The sequence below is a fragment of the Bacteroides sp. BFG-606 genome (assembly GCF_024788145.1).
Taxonomy (GTDB): Bacteria; Bacteroidota; Bacteroidia; order Bacteroidales; family Bacteroidaceae; genus Bacteroides; species Bacteroides vicugnae.
This window is the reverse complement of sequence record NZ_JANUIL010000001.1, coordinates 1617829-1641080: the sequence shown is the minus strand read 5'-3', so window position 1 is coordinate 1641080 and position 23252 is coordinate 1617829. Positions and strand designations below refer to the sequence as shown.

12 protein-coding genes and 2 pseudogenes are annotated in these 23252 nt (G+C 43.0%); 8 read left to right on the top strand and 6 right to left on the bottom strand.

Annotation, left to right across the window (positions count from 1 at the left end; genetic code table 11):
* The first annotated feature begins 11 nt into the window (after positions 1-11).
* Together fabF and rnc are read left to right on the top strand one after the other, a co-directional pair.
* Positions 12-1274 carry a beta-ketoacyl-ACP synthase II gene (fabF, locus tag NXV01_RS05795; protein WP_148364210.1) on the top strand — a complete coding sequence of 421 codons (1263 nt, stop codon included), beginning with the start codon at positions 12-14 and terminating at the stop codon, positions 1272-1274.
* A complete protein-coding gene (rnc, locus tag NXV01_RS05790; RefSeq protein WP_148364211.1) occupies positions 1240-2196 on the top strand; it encodes a ribonuclease III in 957 nt (318 codons plus the stop codon). Before fabF ends, rnc begins: the two co-directional genes overlap by 35 nt.
* On the opposite strand, the gene NXV01_RS05785 is transcribed toward rnc, so the two are convergent.
* Positions 2138-3148, bottom strand: a complete 1011-nt coding sequence (locus tag NXV01_RS05785) for an ATP-dependent 6-phosphofructokinase (protein WP_148364212.1) — start codon at positions 3146-3148, stop codon at positions 2138-2140. The genes rnc and NXV01_RS05785 overlap by 59 nt on opposite strands.
* Before the next feature lie 137 nt (positions 3149-3285).
* Here NXV01_RS05785 and NXV01_RS05780 point away from each other — a divergent pair, with 137 nt between their 5' ends.
* Positions 3286-4812, top strand: a complete 1527-nt coding sequence (locus NXV01_RS05780; RefSeq protein WP_148364213.1) for a GH3 auxin-responsive promoter family protein — start codon at positions 3286-3288, stop codon at positions 4810-4812.
* Positions 4813-5065: 253 nt separating this feature from the next.
* Here the strand turns inward: NXV01_RS05780 and mnmA are convergent, their stop codons facing one another.
* Positions 5066-6223 carry a tRNA 2-thiouridine(34) synthase MnmA gene (mnmA, locus tag NXV01_RS05775; protein WP_148364214.1) on the bottom strand — a complete coding sequence of 386 codons (1158 nt, stop codon included), beginning with the start codon at positions 6221-6223 and terminating at the stop codon, positions 5066-5068.
* 53 nt (positions 6224-6276) lie between these two features.
* Between mnmA and NXV01_RS05770 the strand changes: the two are divergent.
* The 3 genes and pseudogenes from NXV01_RS05770 (at position 6277) to NXV01_RS05760 (ending at position 13871) form a co-directional block, all read left to right on the top strand.
* Positions 6277-9116: pseudogene (locus NXV01_RS05770) on the top strand (DEAD/DEAH box helicase).
* 144 nt (positions 9117-9260) lie between these two features.
* The gene (locus NXV01_RS05765; protein ID WP_259021901.1) at positions 9261-11849 is read left to right on the top strand and encodes a DUF4955 domain-containing protein; all 2589 of its coding nucleotides are present in this window, start codon (positions 9261-9263) and stop codon (positions 11847-11849) included.
* Positions 11850-11870: 21 nt separating this feature from the next.
* On the top strand, positions 11871-13871 hold the full coding sequence (locus tag NXV01_RS05760) for a DUF4988 domain-containing protein (protein WP_259021900.1): 2001 nt from the start codon (positions 11871-11873) through the stop codon (positions 13869-13871).
* A gap of 136 nt (positions 13872-14007) precedes the next feature.
* On the opposite strand, the pseudogene NXV01_RS05755 reads toward NXV01_RS05760, so the two are convergent.
* Positions 14008-14241: pseudogene (locus tag NXV01_RS05755) on the bottom strand (ATP-binding protein); the annotation flags it as partial.
* A 147-nt stretch (positions 14242-14388) separates the two neighbouring features.
* On the opposite strand from NXV01_RS05755, the gene NXV01_RS05750 reads away from it, so the two are divergent.
* Both NXV01_RS05750 and cysS read left to right on the top strand, forming a co-directional pair.
* Positions 14389-15201, top strand: coding sequence for a Cof-type HAD-IIB family hydrolase (locus tag NXV01_RS05750; protein WP_259021899.1), 813 nt, complete (start codon positions 14389-14391; stop codon positions 15199-15201).
* Positions 15202-15410: 209 nt separating this feature from the next.
* Complete coding sequence (gene cysS / locus NXV01_RS05745; RefSeq protein ID WP_259021897.1) at positions 15411-16892, top strand: cysteine--tRNA ligase; 1482 nt, start codon at positions 15411-15413, stop codon at positions 16890-16892.
* A gap of 230 nt (positions 16893-17122) precedes the next feature.
* Here cysS and NXV01_RS05740 read toward each other — a convergent pair whose 3' ends face one another.
* The 3 genes from NXV01_RS05740 to NXV01_RS05730 form a co-directional block, all read right to left on the bottom strand.
* A complete protein-coding gene (locus tag NXV01_RS05740) occupies positions 17123-19984 on the bottom strand; it encodes a chondroitinase family polysaccharide lyase (RefSeq protein WP_259021896.1) in 2862 nt (953 codons plus the stop codon).
* Between the two features lie 132 nt (positions 19985-20116).
* Positions 20117-21667: a sulfatase gene (locus tag NXV01_RS05735; RefSeq protein WP_217723362.1), complete on the bottom strand. Its 1551-nt coding sequence runs from the start codon at positions 21665-21667 to the stop codon at positions 20117-20119.
* Positions 21668-21818: 151 nt separating this feature from the next.
* On the bottom strand, positions 21819-23021 hold the full coding sequence (locus tag NXV01_RS05730) for a glycoside hydrolase family 88 protein (RefSeq protein WP_259021895.1): 1203 nt from the start codon (positions 23019-23021) through the stop codon (positions 21819-21821).
* Positions 23022-23252: the final 231 nt, after the last annotated feature.

The window sequence follows — 23252 nt, the reverse complement described above, 5'->3', positions numbered from 1 at the left end:
ATTTCATCAATATGGAATTAAAAAGAGTGGTAGTAACAGGCCTTGGCGCCATTACTCCCGTTGGCAATAGCGTTCCCGAATTTTGGGAAAACATTGTGAACGGGGTTAGTGGAGCAGGGCCTATTACTCATTTTGATGCGTCGTTATTCAAGACCCAATTCGCATGCGAAGTGAAAGACTTCGATGCAACGAAATACATAGACCGCAAAGAAGCAAGAAAGATGGACTTGTACACTCAGTATGCCATCGCTGTTGCCAAAGAAGCGGTAAGTGATTCGGGGCTTGACGTCGAGAAAGAAGACTTGAACAAAATCGGTGTTATTTTTGGCGCCGGTATTGGTGGTATACATACATTTGAAGAAGAGGTAGGCAACTACTACACTCGTCAGGAAATGGGTCCGAAGTTTAATCCGTTCTTCATTCCAAAGATGATTTCGGATATTGCAGCCGGACAGATTTCTATCATGTATGGTTTCCATGGTCCTAACTACGCGACTTGTTCAGCATGTGCTACTTCAACCAATGCCATTGCAGATGCCTTCAACCTGATTCGTTTGGGTAAAGCAAATGTAATTGTATCTGGTGGTTCGGAAGCAGCGATCTTCCCGGCAGGTGTAGGTGGTTTCAACGCTATGCACGCCTTGTCAACACGCAACGACGAAGCTTCTAAAGCTTCACGTCCGTTTAGCGCAAGCCGCGATGGTTTCGTTATGGGCGAAGGTGGCGGTTGCTTGATCCTGGAAGAACTGGAACACGCTAAAGCTCGTGGTGCAAAAATCTATGCAGAAGTTGCCGGTGTAGGTATGTCTGCAGATGCACATCACCTGACAGCTTCTCATCCGGAAGGTCTGGGAGCGAAATTGGTGATGAGAAATGCACTGGAAGATGCGGAAATGGATCCGAAAGAAGTAGATTATATCAATGTACACGGTACATCTACTCCGGTTGGTGATATTTCAGAAGCAAAAGCAATCAAGGAAGTATTCGGTGATCATGCGTTCGAGTTGAACATCAGTTCAACCAAATCAATGACAGGTCACTTGCTGGGAGCTGCCGGTGCGGTAGAATCTATTGCAAGCATCCTTGCCATCAAGAACGGCATTGTTCCTCCGACTATCAACCACGAAGAAGGTGACAACGACGAGAACATCGACTATAACCTTAATTTCACGTTCAACAAAGCACAGAAACGCGAAGTTAATGTTGCCTTGTCCAATACATTCGGATTTGGCGGTCACAATGCGTGCGTTATCTTCAAGAAATACGCAGAGTAATATCGTGTTACGTAACGAAATAGATAAGATAAGGCTCTTGTTCCGCAAGGATAGAGAGTCTTATCTTTGTTTTTACCGGATACTCGGGTTCTACCCGCGCAATATCCAGCTTTATGAGCAGGCTCTCCTGCACAAATCGACTTCTGTCCGCTCCGACAAGGGACGTCCCCTCAACAATGAACGGCTGGAGTTTTTAGGTGACGCCATCCTCGACGCCATCGTGGGAGATATTGTCTACAAACGTTTCGAAGGGAAACGGGAAGGTTTCCTGACCAATACACGTTCCAAGATTGTACAACGGGAAACGTTGAACAAGTTGGCCGTTGAAATCGGCTTGGACAAGCTCATCAAGTATTCCACCCGCTCCTCCTCTCACAATAGCTATATGTACGGAAATGCTTTTGAAGCGTTTATCGGAGCTATTTATCTGGATCAGGGATATGAACGTTGCAAGCAGTTTATGGAGCAACGGATCATTAACCGTTATATCGACCTGGAGAAAATATCCCGAAAAGAGGTTAACTTCAAATCCAAACTTATCGAGTGGAGTCAAAAGAACAAAATGGAGGTTTCCTTTGAATTAATAGAGCAGTTTCTCGATCATGACAGCAATCCTGTATTCCAAACCGAAGTACGCATTGAAGGACTTCCGGCAGGAACAGGTACGGGGTATTCCAAGAAGGAGTCTCAACAGAATGCCGCCCAGATGGCTATAAAGAAAGTAAAGGAGCCTACATTTATATCAACTATCGAAGAGATCAAAGCACAACATTCTGCAACTGCTGCTGAACCGGAAAATATTTCAGAAGAAAACATCCTCGTCGATGAGATTTCCACAATGCAGGACGCAGAAGCTCCGGAGTCTAACCAAAGCAAATCCCCATGCGACGACCCTGAATCACCAAATCGTGATCTTCAGTAACTAATTTCAGTTTTCCTGCAACTTCTTCAAGAGGGATAGATGCTATATCATCCCCTTTTAAAGTCACCATACGCCCGAATTGGCCATTGGCTATCAATTCTGTTGCATGCCCGCCCATGCGGGTAGAAAGATTGCGGTCGAAAGGAGTAGGCGAACCACCACGCTGGATATACCCCAAAACTGTTTCGCGGGTTTCTATACCGGTTTCATATTCAATTTCCTGCGCGATATATTCAGCAGCACGTTTACGCCCGTCAGTCTGAATACCTTCCGCTACCACTACAATAGAATAGGGTTTGCCTTTCTTTAGTCTTTCCAGAATCGTATTGCCGATATTCTTAATGTCATAAGCAATTTCTGGGACGAGAATCACATCCCCTCCTCCTGCCATACCGGAATACAAAGCAATCCAACCCGCTTTATGCCCCATCACTTCAATCACCATCACCCTTTTATGAGAACTTGCGGTGGAATGTAGACGGTCAATGGCATCAGTAGCAATACTTACCGCCGAATCGAAACCAAAAGAGATGTCCGTGCCCCAAATATCATTATCAATGGTTTTAGGAACAGATACGATGTTAACTCCCATTGCAGCAAACTTGGCTGCGGTCTTCTGTGTTCCATTTCCACCGATACAAACGATACAATCCAGTCCCATTTCACGGATATTCTGAAGAATTAAAGACGGTTTGTCAACATCCGAGACAACACCTCCTTTTTTGAAAGGCTTCTCGCGAGAGGTTCCCAACATCGTTCCACCCAAATTCAGCAGACCGGAAAGCGACTTGTCTGTAATAGATTCGACATCTTTGGTCAGCAAGCCCTGAAAACCGCTGTGAATGCCTATCACTTCCATCCCATAATAATTGATGGCAGTTTTGCACACGCCACGAATGGTGGCATTGATGCCGGGACAGTCCCCGCCGGATGTTAAGATTCCAATTCTCATTGTCGCATTTTTTAGTCTAAAACTCGGGTATTCTATGGAAGTCGTCAATTTTTAACGATTATTTCCGTCGTAAAGATAGAAAAAAAAGATAAATAAGTTACTTTTGCACGACTAAACATTATTATGTTAAAGCAGAAATGAATATTACAAAAATTATTAGTAAGACTTTCGATTCCCGTTTAAAACAGATAGACCTATATGCTAGTCAGGCTAGTGAGATACAGCATCGTGTGTTAAGCCGCTTAATACACCAGGCCGCTCAGACTGAATGGGGAAGAAAGTACGATTACTCCTCTATCCGTAACTATGAAGACTTCCGGAAACGTGTTCCTATCCAAACATACGAAGAAATCAAACCTTATGTAGAACGTTTGCGAGCCGGGGAACAGAATCTGCTTTGGCCATCGGAGATACGCTGGTTTGCAAAATCCTCCGGAACGACTAATGATAAAAGTAAATTCCTTCCTGTCAGCAAAGAGGCACTGGAAGACATTCATTACAGAGGAGGAAAAGATGCGGCAGCTCTTTATTTCCGCATCAATCCGGATAGCCATTTTTTCTCCGGCAAGGGACTGATTCTTGGAGGTAGCCATAGTCCGAACCTCAACTCCAACCATAGTTTAGTAGGAGATTTATCCGCTATTCTGATTCAAAATGTGAATCCGCTTATCAATTTCATTCGTGTACCCAGCAAGAAAATTGCATTGATGAGCGAATGGGAAACCAAAATAGAAGCAATCGCCAACAGCACTATTCCGGTAAATGTGACAAGTTTGTCCGGCGTACCGTCATGGATGCTCGTACTTATCAAACGTGTTCTCGAAAAGACAGGAAAACAGACTTTGGAAGAAGTATGGCCCAATCTGGAAGTTTTCTTCCACGGTGGAGTGGCTTTCACTCCTTATCGTGAGCAATACAAGCAGGTGATTCAAACACCGAAGATGCATTATGTTGAGACTTATAATGCTTCTGAAGGATATTTCGGAACTCAAAACGACCTCTCCGATCCTGCCATGTTATTAATGATCGACTATGGAATCTTCTACGAGTTTGTTCCGCTGGAGGAAGTAGGAAAAGAAAGTCCACGGGTTTACTGCCTTGAAGAAGTCGAGCTCAACAAAAACTATGCAATGGTTATTTCTACTTCTTGCGGTTTATGGAGATACATGATTGGTGATACGGTGAAGTTTACCAGCAAGAATCCCTATAAGTTTGTCATCACAGGAAGAACAAAGCATTTCATCAACGCATTTGGCGAAGAACTGATTGTCGATAACGCTGAAAAAGGATTGGCAAAGGCTTGTGCCGAAACCGGAGCGCAAGTTAGTGAATACACCGCGGCACCTGTGTTTATGGATGAGAATGCCAAATGCCGGCACCAGTGGTTAATAGAGTTCGCTAAGATGCCGGATTCAGTAGAGAAATTTGCAGCGATACTTGATGCCACACTGAAAGAGGTTAACTCCGATTATGAGGCGAAACGATGGAAAGACATAGCTTTGCAACCATTGGAAGTGATCGTTGCCCGTGAGGGATTATTCCATGATTGGCTGGCACAGAAAGGAAAGCTGGGAGGACAACACAAAGTTCCCAGATTAAGTAATACGCGCGAATATATAGAAACAATGCTAGCGCTGAATGACAGTATTCCTTCGGAAGAATAACCAAAAACCAAGACATAACCGACACAAGTATCTTTATTACAGAGATTGCTTGTACAAGGAAGGTATTTCGAAGCAGAAGCACCATTCTAGTATCTTTTAGGCACGGATTACGCGGATTACACGGACAAGTTTATTCTCTTTCCATGTTCATCCGCGTAATCCGCGTAATCCGTGCCTAATCTTTGTCAGTCAATAAGCTAAATTTCGTTTTGACTCACCCCTGTCAGACGAATCACCTTCCCCCATATAAAGATTACCGGGCGTTGACTATTATCCCTCCTCCCAATAATAAGCCATCTTTATAGAATGCGGCAGCTTGTCCCGGAGCAATGGCGGTTAAAGGCTCATGAAGTTGCACATGTAGTAGATGATCCGGTGTAATGGTAATCGTAGCATGGTTTTCCTGTTTGCGATACCGTATTTTCACAATGATGTCAGAATGCCCTAAAGTACGCTCCTGATTGACAAGATTCCAGTCTTTCAACCACATTTCTGTTTTCTCCAGAGCAGAAAGAGAAGCTAATACTACTTCGTTCTTTTCAGGATTAATCTCTTTCACAAATACGGGACGGTTCAAATGAATGCCCAAGCCACGTCTCTGTCCAATGGTATAAAAAGGATAGCCCTCATGCCAGGCAATAAAATCGCCCTTTTCATCGACAAATCTTCCTCGTTTCACTTTATTGAGTCCTACCTGATTGCTTCCAGTCAATCTCTGACAATCTTCAACCAATGCTTGATCCTCCTCCATCATCCACTTTTCCCCTGCCAATGCCGCACTATTTTGAGTCAACCAGTTTTTCAAAAAAGTCCGATAGTCCATTGGGCAAAAACAAACGCCTATACTGTCCTTTTTAGTTGCCACCTTCCGGAACCCATGTTCGGCAGCCCAGACACGGGCTTCCACTTTCGTAATATCCCCCATCGGCAACAGCATCCTGCAAAGAATATCTTGTTTCAATCCCCATAGAAAGAAGGTTTGATCCTTATCCGAGTCGGCAGCGTATGTTATATAAAAGGTGTTATTTAGTTGTATATTCTGCGCATAGTGCCCGGTAGCTATATAGAAAACACCCATTTCATCGGCAATTTTAGCAAGCAGAGGCCATTTCAGGTAATTATTGCACAATGTACAAGGGACCGGAGTCCGTCCTGCCAGATACTCCTGCACAAAATAGTCAATAATCTGCTTACTGAATATTTCACGGGCATCGTACGTTATATGCCGTATTCCTAAACGTTCTGCCAGATTACGGGCATCTTCCAGATACTCTGTCGAGCCATTCAGTTCATAAAAACGAAAGGTTACTCCGATTACTTCATAACCGGCTTCCAACAATCGCATAGCAGCAACAGAACTATCTGTACCGCCGCTCATTCCAAGCAATACTCGTTTGTTTTCCTCCATCATGCTGCAAAATTAAGTATTTTCCCGTATCTTTGTCTGTTAAAGCCTAAAAGAGAATGAAAGAGAGACCAACTAACGGACAAGTTATAATCGTTTTCACAGAGCATCCGATACTCGGCATATTGCTGATTCCCTATATTGCGGAAAGGCTGGACGATGGAACCTTGCAATTGGTGGAACAAGCATTTCATGCCTCTCCCGAAGCTATGAGCAAGATGAGTGAGGCAGAAAGACAAGCTATTCATATCGCCTCTTATTATACAGAGAAGCATCTAATGAGTGTTTACTCCCGCGAAAAAACAGTATCGCGTTTTCTACATAAGTTATCCGAAGATCCGGAACGAATTAAAAATGATATCCGTCCGCCTATCGAAAAGAAACTGTTGGAGATGCTGGCACTAATACGGGACAATGGACTGCCTTTTTATCAGAAACAAGCCGGCAGTAAAATACTATACGCCCATCATGCCTATCACATAAATCCTCATAATGCAGAAATTCGCGTAACGTTTCATGTTGACAATAAAACGTTCCGTTATCAGTTGCAGTGCTATTATGAAGGGCAGCCATTCTCTTTGAGTGAGTTGAAACCTGTGGTTGTACTGACTTCCTCGCCGACGACGCTATTATTGGGAATGGAGCTATACTTCTTTCCGCACATTGAAAGTGCACGTATCTTACCTTTCACAAAGAAAAGATCGATCAGCGTAGACGCTTCCCAAATTGAAAAATACATAGATAACATTGTCATCCCGATTGCACGCTATCACGAAATCGAGGCTCACGGTTTGAGTATGATGGAAGAAAAATGTACTTGTGAAGCAATTCTCTCATTCGAAGACACGACGTACAACGGACAAGCATTGCAGCTTGGTTTCCGTTATGGAGATCAGACATTTACACCGGATAGCGCCCTTGAAATGAAGAAAATCGTCTATCGGAAAACATCCGGTGGGATCTTCTTTTTCGCCGGAACATTACTGCTGAAAAACAAGCCGTTCAGCTCTTAACGGATGCAGGCCTGCAACAACTCAATGATACACATTTCAGCCTATCCCCCGAAGCTCCGGAAAAAACGATTGTCGAATGGATCAACAGCCATCGGGAGATGTTGCAGCAGTCCTTCCATCTCACCTGCAATATGGGAAACACACCTTATTGCCTGGACGAGATACGCATCGAGCAAAGTTGCGACGATGAGGTCGACTGGTTTGAATTGCGCATCACCGTTGTTATCGGTAATCTGCGTATTCCTTTTTCACGTTTCCGCAAACATATCCTGGAAGAAAAGAGAGAGTATCTGCTACCCGATGGCCGCATGATTCTCCTGCCAGAGGAATGGTTCAGCAAATATGCGAATTTATTAGAGATAGGAATTCAAACGGAAAAAGGAATCCGCTTGAAACATACATTTGCAGGTGCTGCACAAACTGCCTTAAGTGAAGAGGAATTAAAGAAATTTCCGGTGAAGCAACAGATACAAAATGTTGCCGTACCCAGAAAACTCAAAGCAACGTTACGTCCCTATCAGCATAAAGGATTCTCATGGATGGTACACTTGCACAAACAAGGATTTGGCGGATGCCTGGCAGATGACATGGGACTTGGGAAGACACTTCAAACTCTCACTCTATTACAGTATATATATAAGCCATCTACTCCCAAGCAACCGGCTACCCTGATCGTTGTCCCCACATCGCTACTTCATAACTGGCGACGGGAAGCCAAACGCTTTACAGCGCTCTCGATGACGGAATACAACAACACCGTGGCTATAGACAAGGAACGACCGGAAAAATTCTTCGGTCATTTTCACTTGATCTTTACGACGTATGGCATGATGAGGAATAACATTGATATACTCTGTTCATACCGTTTCGAATACATCGTGCTCGATGAAAGTCAGAATATCAAAAATAGTGAATCGCTCACCTTCCGGTCAGCCATTCGACTACAAAGTAAACACCGGCTTGTGCTTACAGGTACTCCCATCGAAAACTCATTAAAGGACCTGTGGGCTCAATTTCACTTTATACAACCAGACTTACTGGGCACGGAAAGTGCTTTCCAAAAGCAGTTTATAATGCCGATTCGTCAGGGGAATGCCCGCGCAAAAGTATTATTGCAACAACTGACAGCCCCATTTATCCTCCGTAGAAGCAAGAAAGAGGTAGCTCCGGAACTTCCGGCACTTACCGAAGAGACCATCTACTGCGACATGACTGAAGAACAGAATACTTGTTACGAACAGGAGAAAAACAGCCTGCGTAACATCCTTCTTCAGCATCCTCAAAGTACCGACAGGCTTCATTCGTTTAGTGTATTAAATGGCATCTTACGTTTACGACAACTATCCTGCCACCCGCAACTTATCCTTCCCGACTATACCGGAACATCCGGAAAAACGGCACAGATAATCGAAACATTCGATACGCTACAGAGCGAAGGCCACAAAGTTTTAATTTTCTCCTCATTCGTCAGGCATCTGGAGGTGCTCGCCGAAGCTTTCCACGAACGGGGTTGGAAATATGCCTTATTAACAGGAACGACCAACAACCGCCCTTCCGAAATCGCCCATTTCACCGATCAAAAAGATGTCCAGGCATTCCTGATTTCACTAAAGGCAGGAGGCGTGGGACTTAATCTGACTCAAGCCGACTATGTATTTATCATAGATCCCTGGTGGAATCCTGCCGCCGAATCGCAGGCGATCGCCCGCGCCCATCGTATCGGGCAGGACAAGCAAGTGATTGCTTACCGCTTCATTACCCAAAACAGTATCGAAGAAAAGATTCTTCACCTACAAGATGAGAAACGGAAACTGGCGGAAACATTTGTTGCCGATAGTGAGCCATTACCTATGTTAAGTAACGAGCAATGGGTAGACCTGCTCTAATAATACATAAGTCACAATCTATCACAGAGGCGTGTAAAATGTATTATTTCATCGTATTCCTGAATTTTTTTATCCATATATTCTTATTTTATCCGGTTATCTTTGCCATTGTGAAAATTATAAATAACCCGAAATAATAAACGTATGAAAAACAGGAGCATTACCTACCTATTACTATTTGGTATTTGCAGCATGTTGGCAATCATGCAATCGTGCCAGAAAACAGATGACCTGGAAGCAGACATCAATTCTCTGAAAGACCGTGTCGCTGCTTTGGAAAAAGCAACGGAAGGACTGAATACTTCATTTGCCAGTCTGCAAGCCCTTATGCAAAAAAACAAAGTCATTATCGGAATTACTCCGACTAAAGATGGTCTGGGATATTTGCTGGAACTTAGTGACGGAACAAGCATTAAAGTCATGGAAAGTGAAGCGGTACAGGCATCTGTCCCTGAATTTTCCGTAGATGAAGAAGGCTACTGGATATATAAAACAAGTAGTGATACCGATTTCAAATATCTGCCGGGAGCCGATGGAGAGAAAGTATCGGCATGGCCCCGTGATGAAGAAGGCAATGTGGTGGCAACTCCATTAATCAGCGTATCCTCCAGTGGATATTGGCAAGTGAGCTACGATAATGGACAAACGTATACAAGCTTAGGAACTAAGGCCGAAGGTGGAAGTCAGGGAGGAACCAGTATATTCAGTAAGGTAGAATATAATGAAGCAAACCACACTTTCTCATTCACATTATCCGATGGAGGAAAAACATATACCTTTCCGGTAGATGACACCTTTGGACTGATAATTTATGGTCTCAATGATGCCGACAGCGAACAAGCCGTGCAGGTTTTCGCCCCCAATGAGAATCATAAGGAATATAAAGTAGAACAGAATGACGTACAACAAGCCGTAGTACAAGCTCCTAAAGGATGGAATGTTCTTTTGTCCGAGAACTTGTTAACTATCACACCACAAGCAACTGCGACAAAGGATGTGGAAGAAACTATTAAAATTGTACTGACTTCATCAAAGAATTATATCCGTATTGTATCTATTGAAGTTAAACAACTTTCCAGCGAAGCCGGAGCAGAAGCCTGGCAGCAGTTTGTTAACGCTGACCAACAGAATGTGTTATTAGACTTTTCATACGCCGGATATAAGTACGGTGAAATGGCTCCTCCCGAAATAGAAACGCTAACAGCGCAAGGATATAAAGTATACGATGTTACAGATCCCAAATATGGAGCTATCCCCAACGACGGTAAATCTGACAGAGCAGCTTTCATGAAGGTCTTGGCAGAAATAGCGAGTCAAACAAAGCAAGAAGACAACAATATGACCGACCGATATATCAAGGAAAATGCTAAAGCTATTATCTACTTCCCCGAAGGAAACTATATTCTGCAAGATGAGGATTCTAAAGATCGCAGGATTCGTATATCAATGAGTGATATTGTTTTAAAAGGAGCCGGAAAAAACAAAACGACACTCGAAATGACCGCTGCCAATAATTCTCCCAAGCCAACCGAAGAGATGTGGAATGCTCCTGTCATGATGGAGTTCAAACACAATACAGGATTAGGAGAATCTGTCGGTACCATCACCGAAGACGCTCCGATAGGCAGCAAAACCATAACGGCTAGTTTAACAGGAGTAAGCGGAGGCAGCTGGGTATGCCTTGTGTTGGAAAATACGGATGACAATGTAATTAACTCCGAATTATATCCACACAAATGGGAAGATATTAAGATACAGCAAGGTGGTACTCCCAATATCAAGACAAAAGGGATTCAGATATACGAATATCATCAGATTGAGAAAATCAGCGGTAACAATGTTACCTTCAAAGAGCCGATCATGCACGCTATCAATAAAGATTGGGGATGGAAAGTACATAAGTTCGCAAACTATGCCAATGTGGGTGTAGAAGACCTGACCTTCAAAGGACACGCCAAAGAGAAGTTCATTCACCACGGCTCTGACATTGACGATGGTGGTTTTAAGCTCATCGATTTTGTGCGTCTGACCAATTCGTGGATGCGCCGGGTTAATTTTGAGAGTGTTAGTGAAGCCATGTCAATCACCAGTTCTGCCAACTGTTCTGCTTATGACATCACTATCGGCGGTAATCGTGGACACGCCTCTATCCGTTCACAGGCTTCTTCCCGTATCTTTATTGGAAAAGTAACTGAAAACAGCAATGGCTACACACTTAGAAAAGGAGAAGGTGAAAGCACATTGATGGAATATAAAACGAACGTTGGACAATATCACGCTTGCGGTGTTTCAAAGCAAAGTATGGGTGCTGTAATATGGAATGTTAGATGGGGAGATGATTCATGCTTTGAATCACATGCCACACAGCCACGTGCAACACTAATCGACTGCTGTTCCGGTGGTTTCATGCATTGGAGACAAGGAGGAGACTCTGCCCAAATGCCTAATCATATGGAGAATCTGACAATATGGAATTTCTACGCAACAAATGCACAAACAGACCAGGACATCGATACAGAAGGTAAATTTACCTGGTGGGATGGTAACGGCTTTTGGTGGAAATTTATGCCTCCTATCATTGTCGGTTTCCACGGAAGTCCTTTAGATTTTGATGATACTCAAATGAAACGACTCGAAAGCAACGGAACTGCTGTGGAACCATATTCACTCTATGAGGCTCAATTACGTAAACGTTTGGGATATGTTCCTTCTTGGCTATCCTCTTTAAAATAATAACTTTAAAACAATATAATCATGAAAAAAGTATGGAGTATGTTCATGTTATTGGCTGTATGCCTGGTAGCATGTACCAACATTGACGATTTGGAAGATGATGTAGACGCACTGAAAAAGCGCGTTACCGCACTCGAAACACAAGTACGTGATATAAATAGTAATACTGAAGCTCTTCGCGAACTTTATAATGAAGGAACATTTATTACTAATATAGAGGAAAAGTCTGATTCTTACACACTCACTTTGAGCAATGGAAAGACAGTAAATCTATATATGAAAAACGATAATAACCTGTTATGCCCTATTATCGGTATTGATTCAGAAGGCTACTGGACTGTTCTTTATAACAAAAATGAAACTCCGGAACGTCTGACTGTAAACGGACAACCTGTGAAAGCTAATGGAGAGAGTGGCAAGACTCCTACATTCAATGTAGATAGTGAAGGTTACTGGCAGGTTAGCTATGACGGAGGAAAGAATTATAGTTATATATACAAAGAAGGAACTACTGACAAAGTCAGTGCAACCGGTGACGGTTCTGCTCCGACAGAAGACAAAAACTTCAAGAGTGTAACAGTAGAAAACAACGAACTGGTCTTAGTACTTGCAGGTGAGGATGCTCCAACCATACGCATCCCTATCGTTAGCGATTTCGAATGTAGTTTTGCAGCCGAAGATTTAAAACAAGTACAGGAGTTTTCGGCAGGTGAAGTGAAAGAGTTTACCATGACCGTGAGAGGAGTAGAAAATACAATGATTACTGCTCCCGAAGGATGGAGTGCTAAATTCTCTAAGGAAGCTGGAAAAGAAAATGTATTGGTTGTTACTGCCCCTGCATCAAGCGCAAAGATGATGACTCGTGCAACAGCTGATAACAGTACTGATATTGCGGTATTGGCAACAAGCGGAAAGTATGCTATGATTGCAAAGATTCAGGTTAGTATCAAGAATCGTACGGATTATAAGGCTGATTTTGATAATGGAAAAGACATTACTATCGGCGGCATCACCATCAACAACCAAATTTATTCAGATGCTGACATACAAATATTGGATGCAACAGATGCCGATGTAGCACTTGATACTTACTTTAGTGCCACAATGAGTAAACCCGTTATACTGTTCCTCACAGGTACAGCACACAATTTTACCACAGCCGGAGTAAAATCAATCAGTAATGATGTTATTATTATCGGTCAATATGATGACGAGCAAGTAACACTTCGTCCTGCTAATTGCTGGAAATCATGCAAAGGAAAGCTACTTTTAAAAAATATAAAAATAGATTTAAGTGATCTCGATGGAGTCGCTAGCAATACTGGTTACTTCATAAACAATGCAGGTGTTGCCAGCAGTGGAGACTTCACTGACATATGCTTTGACAACTGCCTGATTGCGAATGTCTTGAAACCAATTTATTACGATGCAGCACAAAAGGGATATTTTGGTATAAATAACATCTCTGTTCAAGACACTCGTATTGAAGTTAATGCTATAAAAATTGCCTTGATAAATATATATAAAGGCTTCAATTTAGGAGATTATAAAACTTTCAACTTCAAGAACAATATTGTGTATAGTCAGACACCTCAAGAAGGCGTACAAATATTAAACTGGGCTACTGGTAATATACCTTTATCAGATGGTGTACTTTCTGCCGAAATTATAAATAATACTTTTGTCAACATGGTAGGTAGCAATATATTCTTCAGATACCAAAAAGGAACATCATTGACTATAAGCAAGAATATCTTTGACGTAAGTCCGGAAGCAGAATTCGGCTCCTACTATTATTCTTTCTTAGAAAGTTGCACGCCTCAAATAGATGTAACCGACAATATCGTATATGGCTTAACCAAAAATTGGAATTATTATCATACAGGTTCTCAAGTTAAAGAACCAGCAAGCAGTAATAACATAACCAAGCACGCAACAGCTCCTATTACTCAATATGATTATGTAAATGGTATATTTACATTAGCTAGCGACGTAGCCGGTTATGGAGCAACAATTGAATAAAACTATTTTACCAGTTTAATAATAAAAGCCGCATAACTTTCGTTATGCGGCTTTTATTTATCTAAATGTTATATCATCAATCAAGAAATCAGAAACAGGAGAAGCTACTACATCCGAAAAATACGGGTCTGGTTCAAAAAGAAAATCCCTGCATCTGATACATAACAGCGCGAGGACTCGAATCTGAAGCTCCTTTATTAATATCCAATACAGATGAACCTGTAAAAACAATATCCAACTTTGAATGATAATCGTAAATCAAATTAAGCTCTTTCGACCAATCTTTATATTTATAAATTTCATCAATAAACAAGTACTTGCCTCCCATCTTTACAAAAGCATCTGCTAAGTCGAACAAACGATGGCTGGCTTAGATACGATTATTTGCACTATAATAGTGCAAATAACAAAACAAATTGCACTATCACAGTGCAATTTCAGCTAAAACCACATCTTTTCCCCCACCACCTTGCAGAAAAACTTTTTTAATTTATCTTTGCATCCAAAACAACCCTACATGAAATACAAACTTATCGTGCTTGATCTTGACGGCACACTCACCAACTCTAAAAAGGAAATCACTCCCCGCAACAGGGAAACTCTGATACGTATGCAAGAGCAAGGAATACGACTGGTATTAGCTTCCGGACGGCCTACTTATGGCATTGTGCCATTAGCTAATGAGTTACGTATGAATGAATTCGGTGGATTCATCCTGTCCTATAACGGAGGAGAAATCATTAATTGGGAAACACAGGAGATGGTATATGAAAATGTGTTGCCTAATGAAGTCGTTCCAATGCTTTACGAATGTGCCCGTACCCATCAACTAAGTATATTAACCTATGACGGAGCAGAGATAATAACCGAAAACTCTCAAGATCCATACGTATTAAAAGAGGCCTTTCTCAATAAAATGGCAGTTCGGGAGACAAACGACTTCCTGACAGACATCACGCTTCCCGTAGCCAAATGCCTCATCGTAGGAGATGCCGATAAACTGATTCCACTTGAAGCCGAACTTTGTCTCCGGCTGCAAGGTCGCATTAATGTTTTCCGTTCAGAACCCTATTTTCTCGAATTAGTCCCGCAAGGTATTGACAAAGCTCTTTCTTTGGCTGTCCTGTTAAAAGAAATAGGAGTAGCACGTGAAGAAGTTATTGCCATAGGTGATGGCTATAATGACCTATCCATGATTAAGTTTGCAGGATTGGGGATTGCCATGGGAAATGCTCAAGAACCTGTAAAGAAAGCAGCAGATTACATCACTCTAAGTAACGAAGAAGACGGTGTAGCAGAAGCAATCAATAAGTTTTATAATCAACAATAGCCAAACATTTACTGACATGCTGACAGAGTTTTAGTTTCTCGGTGAGAAACCTTTGGTTCCTCGGTGTGAAACTGTCAGTTTCATACCGGGAAACAAATCACCTTACTAGCAAAAACGACCCAACACTTAAAATCAACCGATTAAAGATAGGGCGCATATTCAGATTTTATACTAACTTTGCGATTCCAATAAAACAAATATAAAATGTTATGGAACATCAACTTACCATTTACAACACCTTAGATAGAAAGAAAGAGTTGTTTGTACCGCTTCATGCACCTCATGTAGGCATGTATGTGTGTGGACCGACTGTTTACGGAGATGCCCATTTAGGACACGCCCGCCCGGCTATAACCTTCGACGTGTTATTCCGCTATCTCACCCACCTAGGATATAAAGTACGCTACGTACGAAATATTACCGACGTAGGTCATCTGGAACACGATGCCGATGACGGAGAAGACAAAATCGCCAAAAAAGCACGTCTGGAAGAGTTGGAGCCAATGGAAGTTGTTCAATATTTCCTGAACCGCTATCATAAAGCAATGGAAGCGTTGAATGTACTTTCTCCAAGCATTGAGCCACATGCTTCAGGACATATCATTGAACAAATCCAACTGGTACAGAAGATTTTGGATGCCGGATACGCCTATGAAAGCGAAGGCTCCGTCTACTTCGATGTAGCCAAATACAATAAGGATTACCACTACGGAAAACTTTCCGGACGTAATCTGGACGACGTATTAAATACCACCCGTGACCTCGACGGACAAAGCGAAAAACGCAATCCTGCCGACTTCGCCCTTTGGAAAAAGGCACAACCGGACCATATCATGCGCTGGCCGTCTCCATGGAGCGACGGTTTCCCCGGATGGCACGCCGAATGTACCGCTATGGGACGCAAATACCTGGGTGAGCACTTCGATATTCACGGAGGAGGAATGGACTTGATTTTCCCCCACCACGAATGTGAAATCGCACAATCGGTAGCTTCGCAAGGGGACGACATGGTTCACTACTGGATGCACAACAATATGATTACCATCAATGGAACAAAGATGGGTAAATCACTTGGCAACTTCATCACACTGGACGAATTCTTCAACGGTACCCATAAGCTGTTGGCACAAGCCTACACACCAATGACGATCCGCTTCTTCATCCTGCAAGCTCATTACCGCAGTACGGTAGATTTCAGCAATGAGGCATTGCAAGCATCCGAAAAAGGCCTGCAACGTCTGATGGAAGCTATCGACGCATTGGATAAGATAACTCCCGCATCGGCAACTTCAGAGGGAATCAACGTGAAAGAGCTACGTGCAAAATGCTACGAAGCAATGAATGACGACTTGAATACACCGATTGTCATCGCACAGCTTTTCGAAGGCGCCCGCATCATTAACAATATCATTGCCGGCAATGCCACTATCTCCGCCGAAGACCTGAAAGACCTGAAAGAAACATTCCATCTGTTCAGTTTCGACATCATGGGATTGAAAGAAGAAAAAGGCTCTTCAGATGGTCGTGAAGCAGCTTACGGCAAGGTAGTAGATATGCTACTGGAACAACGTATGAAAGCGAAAGCCAACAAAGACTGGGCTACTTCCGACGAGATCCGCAACACACTGACAGCACTCGGATTTGAAATCAAAGATACCAAAGACGGTTTCGAATGGAGACTGAATAAGTAACAAGACAAAAAAGTGCTCAACGCGCAACAATGTAGATATAAAGAGACCGGCTCACCACGAACCGGTCTCTTCTTTTTCTCACAACATATAGTAATGCGAATCAGTGTAGTCAAAAACAAATAATACAGGGTGTTGATATTTTAGGCACGGATAACACGGATTTCACGGTTTTCAGAGATATGATTGCATAAAGCAACAGTGTAATCCGCGTAATCCGTGCCTAAAGACCATCATTTATTTTCCATGAGCATTTCAACCGGCTGTCCATGCTGACAAGTTACCGTCAGTACGGTCTGGTCTCCCTGCTGTTCCAACCGGACATTTTCCATCGGGCTTGTCAATCTCCAATGTCCTTTAAGCCGTATCTCCTTAACAATAGGACGACTGGGTTCTTTCGTTGTATACGTCTTCTCTTCTATATTCAGATTCGGATCACAGACGCTTAAACGGATCCCCTTATCAGATTCCTTTGCATACATCACCATTGTTTCCGCAGGAATAGCGACGAACACTTTATCAGTGGCAGGCTGATAAGCTTCAAAAGCAGCATACGCCGTGATACCTGTCTTCTTATCATAAACAACGTGAGCAGTCTGATCGCGTTGCAACACCTCGTATACAGAGGTTTTACGCAGCTCGTCGAGTTCGGAAGCCGAAGGCTGAATCAGCACCATATACTCGTATGTTCCGTCTTTCGGAGCCTTACCATGTTCTATCCAGGCAGAAGAGAATTTCCCCTTGGTTACTTCACGTGTCTTTTCATGTCGTGATTCCTGATCTGCCACTTGTGAACGAACGGTTCCGTCCACTACATGATAATAATTGTCATAACCATCATGAAGCCAATAGTTATCCTCTCCCACCTTGGGCTCCTTCCCATTGTATTTTGTCTGGAAAAGAGTGGTTTCCGTAGGATAGTCCGCATTAGAGTTCGAGATACCTGTTCCCAGGCAAACCATCCAGTTATCAAAACAGAAAACAGATTTACGGGCCACAAAGTCCGGTGTGAAGTTCTCATAATCCCGTTCTGACAACTTCATGGCAAACATACCATTTTGGCCATTCAAAGAACTGCTTCCGGAAAAATTCTCTTTGGAGTGTGCCATAGTTGTTCCTTTCAGCGGACTGTCGAGTAACTCAAAAGGCAAATGAATGGTCGTTGTACCCGGCAAGCGATTCCAGTCCCATCCCTCCTGCACAAAGCCGCTTCCGGCACGTGACACGGGACTTCCTTTCCCCATAATCTGCACGGAACCATAGCTCTGATAACGTCCGTAACGGTTATCTTTCGTATAAATTTCAGCCCCCCATACATCAGTGGTATATCCTTTCAATGTCACCATCCAATCCGCACGACGGAAAATCCCCGCCGAACCGTAGTTGTAAACGAAGAATCCCTGTGGAGCCTGTGCCGGTTGAATACCTTCCTTCTTGAAGAAACGCGCATTCGGAGTATCACTATTGCGTATCAGACGTAAATAGTCGGCAGCCAGACCACGATCAAACGCGTTTCCCTGACCGGACAAATCGCCGGATAAAGCGATATTGGCAAATGCTTCGATATCATCGCTTCCCATCTTCCCTCCAAAAGGATGACGGCCACTGATTCCGATGCCCCATTCATAGAGATTACAATAATTGCGCATAGCAATAAAGGCTGATTTCATGTGTTTGCGCGCATCTTCTGTCAGCTCAAAACTTGTGCCATTGGTAAATGCAATATATTCTCCTACAGTCGCAAGTACTCCAGTAGTATATCCCGGATAGAAACCGCCATGATGGAACGTCGTACCGTCTACCTTTATACCACCGATCGTTCCCGGAGTATAACGCAAAGAAGAAGACAACCAATGCGACAAGCCGCTCAAAGCTTGCGCTTGTTCCCTTGCATCGGGAAACATCATAGCGGAAATAAACTTCGCCATCAATAACGTATGCCAGGAATCCAACAATTCGTCACGCGTTGGAGAACATGGCTGACGGGTTTCTTGCAGAGCCGCCCAAAAACGCAATGTGGAGAGATAAGCATCCCGATGAGGATGTTTATAGATTGCATCACGCATCAGCCAGGCAGTCGTATATATCTTACGCACCTGATAACCATAATGATGATTGGTACCCATACCGCTGCCATAGGCAAATCCCTGATCGATAGCATAGTCGAACACAGTAAAGTAGTTTTTCTTTGATGTTTCGTTCCGGTTATAATAAGCATCATAGGCAAAACCGGAAAGCATCGTTTCAATATCATTCCATGACATCTCCCCTTTCTTCTTGTCCTGTTCATCAGGAGCAACAATAGGAGTTCCTATAAATCCCGTTCCGGCGATGGATGGACTGATAGCCGCTTTCTCAAACGTTTTATAGGCAGCATTAATCGGTCCTTGCGGAGCCTTTTTCACTTCCAAAAAGTCAGTCAAACGTTGTTCGATAGTCTTCAGCTCCTTCTTTTGCTCGCTTGTCAATTTAGAAGGCAGAGGAATAGCATACGACTGTTGTTCCCATTTCCACACCAGACACCAATGCCACAAATCACGATTAGACAGCCCATTATTAGCAGGCAACTGCTGGTCGGGAGTGGTACGAAGATTCATTTTCTTTTCCGGGAAAATGAGACGGTCAAGAAAGATACGTCCCTTCCGTTGCGGGGCAACCAGCCGATAGGCTACGATCTTCTTATCTTTCTTGTCGCCCTGCATATACTCAAAAGAGATCCAGCAAGCCCGCCATCCTGCTGCCTGCAAACGATAAGAGAACCAATAAGAGACTTCTCCCTCTTTATTCAGAAACTCAAAACGAATAGAATCCTGCTGTGGTTTCTCATTATAAATCCACAAAGTAATGCCGAACTGCTTCTCGTTTCTCGTATTCAACGATAAAGGAGCAATCTGAACATCCAGTGTAGAACCGGGCTGAAAGTCCCATTCCAGACAGCTTTCACCCTCCTTGTAAAAAAGAGAAGAGATTTTCACTTCTCCCTTTCCGGAAACTTTAAATGTTTCGGGCACTTCCTTTTCAAATCCGATGAGTTGGGCGAAAGCTGAAGGAATAATTCCCAAAAGGAATAATACTATAAAACAACTGTTTTTCATTACTGAATTGCTTTCGTTTTTTAGGCACGGATTACACGGATGAACGCGGTTGCCTTGCAACAATGAGAACACTAAAGACCGTGAAATCCGTGTAATCCGTGCCTAAATGATTATATAAGAATACATAAATCGCTAATAAGGGATCCGATCCGACAGAATCTTTTCCGTATACCAAGGATCGTTAATCTCTTTCAACATAGCTCCCATTTCACCGCAAAGTTTTGCCACAATCTCCTTATTTTCTTCCAAAGGCAAGTTATGCAGCTGATATGGATCTTTTACATCATCGAATAAGAGGCTTTTCTTCAATTGCTTCGTATCACGGTCAATATATAAAGCCAATGTATATTGAGCTGTCTTGATACCTCTTGAAGAAGGGAAGTAAGTCTGCACCAATCCATTTTCATCTTTATCACCGTCTACATTCTGAATATACAGTGCACCTGTAGGGCGAACAATTTCAGCCTTTTCATCGAAGAAAAGAGGAGCAAAATTACGTCCCTGCACTTCTGCCGGAATAGAATCACCCAGCCCGCATAAGCCAAGCACCGTAGGCATAATATCAGGAGCAGAGAGCAATAAATCATCTACCCGCGGCTGAATCTTACCGGGAAAACGAACCAGAAACGGAATATTCATGGATTCAGAATAAGGGGAATTCTTCGGATCATCAGTGCGCTGGCTACACATCGTCTCGCCATGGTCGGAAGCAAAAATTACGACTGTATTCTTATCCAATCCCAGCTCTTTCAATGTCGTCAAAATCTGTCCGAAAGCACGGTCTACTCCGGTTACGGAAGCGAAATAATAACGTGCGGACTCTGCTTTCTTCATCTTCAAATCGACATTCGGGCGAATCAGCAGACTATCCAGAGGCTGATCTTTATAAAGATTGAAATCCTGCTCTTCACAGTCATTCAAAGAACGATACGGGCTATGGGGAGGATTCATACCCACCATTATAAAGAAAGGTTTCTTGGTATCACGCACGTTACCGTCATTTTTCAGATAAGAAATGACTTTGCCTGATTCATGCAAAGGTGACCATTCCTTCGGATCATGTCTCTTACCATCCGTATCCCAGTAATGCGGATTCTTGTGTTCATCAAATGTTCCGTAAGAATACCAGTAGTTAAAACCGTGCCGGCGTTCTTTCGGTGTATAAGCATCCCATGCCGGACGTTTTTCCTCCACATACTGTCCCGGATGTTCGGGATCGTTCGGAGTTGGGAAGTCAGCATGAAGTTTGCCAAAATAAGCACAGTCATAGCCTGCTTTGCTGAATACATCGCCGATACATTCCGCATCCTCGCGCAAGGAACTGATCGGACGTGTAGAGTTGCAATTCAATGGTACACCACTTTTGTTCGGATACATACCGGTCAGTAACATTCCACGATGGGGGCTGCTCAACGGACAGTTACTCTGCGCAGACGACAAGACCATAGATTCACGTGCAAAGGCATCCAGATTAGGAGTATGCACGGGGTCTCCTTCAAAGTTTACTTTATCCCGGAATCCGTTCTGGCTCCAGAAGCCCATCGCCTGGTTACGGTATTGATCGGGAAATACATAGATTATATTAGGATGCTCCGCTTGTTGGGACACTTGTTTCGGAGCCTTGCAACCTTGTGCGGCAAACAGCGTCAATCCTCCTACAAGAAGGTTAATAGGTTTATTCATGATAGTTTATGATAAATGATTAAAACAGGTAAATGACAAACGGTCAATAGAGAGTTATAAACAATAAGTAGCGAATGATAAACGGTAAACATTTTCCGTCAGAATCCGCCAAGCATTCACCGTTCACTGTTTACCGTTCATTGTCTATTTCTTATTTCTTTTCCAAATCTCTTTTACGCATCAGTCCTTCCAGGAAGTAATAGTCAGCATAGTTCAAAGGAACGTCAATTTCCTGACCGTGAGGAATACTGCCAACGGAGTGCATCAGGATAAAGTTGCCGTTTGTTCCGACCTTTGCACGATAAGCAGGTGAGCCTAAACTTTCCATTATCTTATCAGCAGTTTCCTTGTAGTGGTTGCCCGGCAGGTAGCCATCCAGTTCGTAAAGGGCAGAGGCTGTACAAGCTGCTGCAGAAGCATCGCGAGGTTCGTTCGGAATATTCGGAGCATCATAATCCCAATAAGGCACGAGGTCTTCCGGCAAGTTCTTATTATTAAAGATGAAGTTATATACCTTTTGTACCTGGTCGAGATACTTCTTATCTTTCGTATAGCGATAGCAGATAGTATATCCATACAGAGCCCAAGCTTGTCCGCGAGCCCAAGCCGATTCGTCGGCATATCCCTGTGCAGTTTGTCTCTTACGTACTTCTCCTGTCTCCGGATCGTAATCTACCACATGGTAGCAGCTGTTGTCCGGACGGAAATGGTGAGCCATTGTTGTATCAGCATGTTTCACTGCAATATTATAGAAAGTAGAATCTCCGGAAAGGGCTGTTGCTTCAAATAAGAGTTCGAGATTCATCATATTATCAATAATCACCGGACATTTCCATCCCCGTGTTCCTTGCCAGCCTTTATCGGCATCCCATGACTGGATAACGCCTGCATTCGGACGAAAACGAGTGGACAATGATCTGGCAGCTTCTATAATGACGTCTTTATACTCTTTCTTATCTGCCATGCGATAGCCGTTCAAATAACTGCAACCGATCATGAACCCTACATCATGATGCCATTTCAAATATTTCACTGAATCAAGAGCCTCTGTGTATTTCTCTGCCAGCGGCAACCATTTCTTATCACCCGTCAGATTATAAGTCAACCATATACTACCGGGAAAGAAACCTGAGCACCAGTCTTCCATAGGTATGTAAGAAATACTCCCATCTTCGTTGATTGTTCTCGGATTCAAGATTTTACCGGACTTCTCAATAATGTCCGTCTGGATTGTGTTCTGTGCCACAGCGTTGTCGATGTTGTCCTGAATAAAGTCTACTTCAACCTTTTTTTGTCCACCGCAACTCGTAAAGATCAATAGGGAAAGTCCTAATGCGCTAAGAATTGTTTTCATAATACAGGGATTATTTGTTAAGTGATTAATTTTCCTGATGGCAAAAGTAGTGCATTTAAATAGAATTGACCGACCTAAATAATCCAAATGAAAGACAATTTTGGTACATTTCCCCGAAAATAATGAATTTACTGTCCTCATACATTAAACAATGCATATATTATAAAATGGAACTGTCATGTTTTTCATACACTGAATCACACAACAATTCCATTTTCACAAAACCCTTCT